The sequence below is a fragment of the Pseudomonas sp. SST3 genome (assembly GCF_003325755.1).
In genome coordinates this window covers 1-4493 of sequence record NZ_QORI02000113.1, presented here as the reverse complement: position 1 = coordinate 4493, position 4493 = coordinate 1, and the positions used below count along the sequence as shown (strand labels likewise).

The 4493-nt window shown below is 57.9% G+C and carries 1 protein-coding gene and 2 pseudogenes; 1 reads left to right on the top strand and 2 read right to left on the bottom strand.

What is annotated here, in order from left to right; all coding sequences use genetic code 11:
- Positions 1-208 (top strand): annotated as a pseudogene (locus DQ405_RS24585) (porphobilinogen synthase); the annotation flags it as partial.
- A gap of 170 nt (positions 209-378) precedes the next feature.
- On the opposite strand, the gene DQ405_RS24580 reads toward DQ405_RS24585, so the two are convergent.
- Both DQ405_RS24580 and DQ405_RS24575 read right to left on the bottom strand, forming a co-directional pair.
- Positions 379-567 carry a contact-dependent growth inhibition system immunity protein gene (locus DQ405_RS24580; protein ID WP_342030459.1) on the bottom strand — a complete coding sequence of 63 codons (189 nt, stop codon included), beginning with the start codon at positions 565-567 and terminating at the stop codon, positions 379-381.
- A gap of 88 nt (positions 568-655) precedes the next feature.
- Positions 656-4493, bottom strand: a pseudogene (locus DQ405_RS24575) (RHS repeat-associated core domain-containing protein); the annotation flags it as partial.

The following is a 4493-nucleotide window of genomic DNA, read 5'->3' as shown; positions in this document are numbered from 1 at the left end:
ATCATCCGCGACATCCGCGAAGCCTCGCGCCTGCCGGTGGCGGCGTACCAGGTGAGCGGTGAGTACGCGATTGATCAAGTTCGGCGCACAGGCCGGGGCGATTGATGAGGATCGAGTGGTGCGCGAGACGTTGGGGTCGATCAAGCGGGCGGGGGCGGATTTGATATTTACGTATTTTGCGATGGATTTGGCGGTGGCGGGGATCTAAAGGAGCTGAGTACACCGGTGGCGAGCGAGCTTGCTCGCGTGGGGCTGCCTAGCAGCCCCGTATCTCGGCCAGGAAATTATTTAATGGCGTTTTTTAATGTTAAGGCAACATGGTTTAACCACGTTTGCCCATCACTCCATTCATTAGGGTAATAGTAATAACAGCCGATATCAGAGAGTAAAAAGTCTTGAAGATCTTGCTCTGTTTTTTTGGCTGATATTAGTTTTTTCTAGCTCTGATAGCACTATTTTTATCGTCTCTTCAGGCGACTCCGAAATAAAAAAATCAATTACGTCGTTTGCGCTTTTGTGATCATCAACCCAATCTTGATTGAAGTATCCAGCAAGAAATTGCTGCAGCTCGGGGTAGTCTTTTATTTCATTGGGTTTTGGAAACCCTGTGTGAATTTCGATTATCCAGTATGCATTTTTTGGTCTCTGCGAATAATTAAGTAAATTTCTTTTCCGGGTACAGGTGTCGTAGTGTTCTTTTTGAAACTTGTGCCGATTGGCTCTGGGGATATTGAGTGATGACTATCTGCTGGTTGTTTCCTTCTAGGAAGTCTTTGATTTTGTCTTGATTGTTATCCAATACCTTTGAAACGGCGAGTTCAGCTGTTGCGCGATCATGAAACGTAGAGGCTGCCGGGATATGTGGTTCCTGTCTCAAGCGGTCAAGCAGCTGTTGATCAGTTCTACCGACATGCTTTTGCATTAGATGTCCTCCTGCCGCCTCATGTGCGGCTAAACCTCCTCCTGGAACGATTACGCTATACGGCCCTTCAGGGCAGCTTGTTTTTTTACAGCTAAGTCCCAGCGGGTCTACCCAACCTGTCGGATTGGGCACATACCGGTACCCATTGATCCCCCCCGCCAACTTCACCGGGTCCGGCGTCAGGTAACGACCAATATCCGGATTGTAGTAGCGATGGCGGTTGTAGTGCAGGCCGCTTTCCGCATCGAAATACTGACCCTGGAAGCGCAGCGGGTTGTCGATGTTGCCTACGTCGAGCCGGGCGATCTGGCCGTAGGCGCGGTAGTGGGCGGACCAGACGATTTCGCCTTCGGGGCTGGTCAGTTCTTGCGGGGTGCCGAGGTGGTCGAGTTGGTAGTGGTAGGGCTTGGTTTCTTTTGGGCCGAAACCGTCCAACAGTGCCAGTGGGCGGAAGCTGCCGGGTTCGTAGAGGTAGCTGCGATGGCGTTCTGCATGGTGTTCGGCAATTAGCTTGTCGCCTTGCCAGAAAAACTCTGTGGTTATGTCATCCACGGTCTTGCTGATGCGCCGCCCAAATGGATCGTAGCGATAGCTGGCGGTCTGGCCGTTGGGTTGCGTGACGCTGATGAGCCGATGCTGGCAGTCATAGCGGTACTCAGTAACAAGTTGCTGGCCYTTGCCGCGTCGTTCGCGGATGAGGTTGCCGAAGGCGTCGTAGTCGTAATGGCGGTCGCCCTGGATCATCAGGCGGTTGGCCGCGACGATGTCCGGGCCGGGGCGGTCTTGCATCAGCAGGTTGCCGGCGGGGTTGTGGCCGAAGCGTTCCTGTACGTCCTGCGAGTGATCGGCGCGAGTCAGGCGGGCGAGGGGGTCGTAGTGGTAGCGGTGTTCGCCTTTGCGGGTGTCGAGCAGGCGGGTGAGGTTGCCGGATTTGTCGTAGTCGTACTGGCGTTGGTAAAAATGGTTTTGCTGTTGGGTTACCGCATGGGCGTGTAGGCGGCTCTGGTCATCGTAGTGGTAGTGGCTGAGCAGTTGGCCTTGCTGGCGCTGGTGTTCGCGGCCGCTCTTGAACAGATGTGAGGTGAGTACTTCACCGTTGAGTTCGACCGTGGCGAGGTGGCCGCCTTTGTCGTGGTTGAAGGTGACGCGGTTGTTGTCTGGCAGGCACAGGTTTTTCAGCTGCCCGCAGGCGTCGTAGCCGTAGCGCAGGGTGCCCCAGCCTTGGTGTTCGGCGGTGAGGCGGTTTTGGCGGTCGTATTCGTAGGCCAGCGCCCAGTGGCCGTCTTCGGCGCTGAGGAGGTTGCCTTGGCGGTCGTAGGTATAGTCGACAACGCTGGCATCGGGCAGGGTTTTTTGTACGAGGCGCCCGGCGTGGTCGCGCTGATAACGGGTGATTAGCTGACTGTTATCGTCGCCGTATTCGGTCTTCTCCAGCAGGTTGCCGTTGAGGTCGTAGGCATACGCGGTGCGCTGGCCGTCGAAGCCGGTTTCCTGGCGGATCAGGCCGTTGGGGTGATAGTCGAGTTGGTAGGTTTCGCCGGCTTCGTTTTCGATCTCGGTGAGCAGCAGCCGGGCGTTGTCGTAGCGGTACTTGACCTGGGTGCCGTCGGCGTTGAGACGGCGGCTGATCAGGTGCAGGCCGTCGGCGTATTCATAGCGGGTGACGTGGCCGAGTTCGTCGCGTTCGGCGATGATTTTGCCGTAGGGGTTGTAGCTGAATTCCCTACAACCACCACCGGGCTCGATCAGCTTTAGCAGACGCCCGACGGCATCCCATTGATATTGAGTTTGAGCCCCATGCTCATCCTCACGCGCAATCTGCCGGCCTAGATCGTCATAGCGATAACGCTTGATCCCGCCGTTGGGCAATTGCTCTTCAAGCAACTGCCCACGCTCGTTCCACACCAGCCGATGGCAACTGCTGTCGGGATACCAAACACCGGTCAGTTGTCCCTGTTTGTTGTAGCTGTAGTCAGTAACCTCACCATCGGGATCGGCCCTACGCGTTACATCGCCTTGCTCATTACGCTCATATTTCCAGACCGCCTCACCACGGCGCACAACTCGTACGAACCCATTGTCATGCTCGTAGGATGTCGGCTCATCCTCCCCCGGAAACAGCGCCACCAAGCGTCCGGCGTCGTCATATTGATAGGCCGTCACCGCGCCCATCGGGTCTTGCTCGACGGTCAGCCGGCCCTGGTCGTCGTAGGATTTGAAATGCGTGGCACCATCCGGATCAATCCTCTGTACCAGCCGCGCCCGCTGATCATGGACATAGACTTCCTGGCTACCATCGGCGTTATGCACGGTGACGTGGCCGTCATCGCCCCAGGCATAACGCGTGTCCATCTGCGAGAAGCTCGCCCAATGCCGGACGCAACGCGCCGCCTTGCCAGACCGTTCCCACGCCCAGAAGAAACTCGCCCCACCGGCCAACTGCCGCTCAAGAATGACGTGCTGATCGTCGTACCGATAACGCTCGCTTTCACCGACAGCATTGGTCGCGCAAACCAGTCGTCCGTCTTCGTCATAGGCGTAGGAAACAAGGTTCTGCTCGGTCTCCCACACGTAGGGCTCACGCCCTTTGGCGCGATGCACCTGATAGTCCACCGCGACGATGCGACCCAACTCATAACGCAGCAGCAACGAACGACCGGCGCCGTTATCCAGCCGCTCAATCCGCCCGGAACGATCCCGGCAAAGGCGCAGGCGGTTGTCATACGCGTCGCTGATCGAGACCAGCACACCGTCGCGAAAGTGATAAAAACGCGAGGCCTGGGCCAGCACCAACTCGTCAGGAGCCGAACCCAAGTAGATCGCCGCTTCCGCCAGGCTATTGGTGATCGCGGGCCGAGAGTCGGTGGGCAAGGGCAGGGTAGTCGAGCGGTTCTCATGGTCAGTCCACACCACCAAATCGCCCGACACCACCAGCCGATGAGCCAGCGCATGGCTCCAACCCAACCCCAGCCCACAATCGACCTCCACCGCGCTAGTGCGATACAGCCGTGTCCACTCAAACGGCAAAATCCCGTTCAGCGCGCCGTCGGTGAGGGTGAGCAATTCCTCGCCGGTGACCATCGACACCGGGCAGCCGTGAGTGACTGTTTTTATCCGCAGGCGCCGCCGCATCGCCCTTCGGATTCGACGCCACAGTTGGCACATCATCGACAGGCTCCTGACGRACCAACGTGGTGCGCTGGGCCTTGCCGCGCACCATCGGCACCGGGTTCGAAACCAGCCTATCGCCCGCCTTCAACGGCACAGCCGGCACCGTCTTAATCGGCGTCGCCGCACTGCTCAGCAACACCGGCTTGGCCGCCTCGACATGGGTTTCCAGCCGAGGCCCCACTACTTGCTTGGCCAGCAATTCCAACAACGCCCGCGCCCGCCCGGATTTGACGTGACTGAGCACACGAGCCCCCAATCGCACCACCACGCCCATCGCACCCAACACGCGAATCAGCAGCAGATTGATCAGCACCTCACCGGTAATCTCACCCCACAGTTCAGCCATCTCCGTAGGCGGGAGCATGCGCATCCAGCTGACCAGCGCCGACAGGTAGATAAA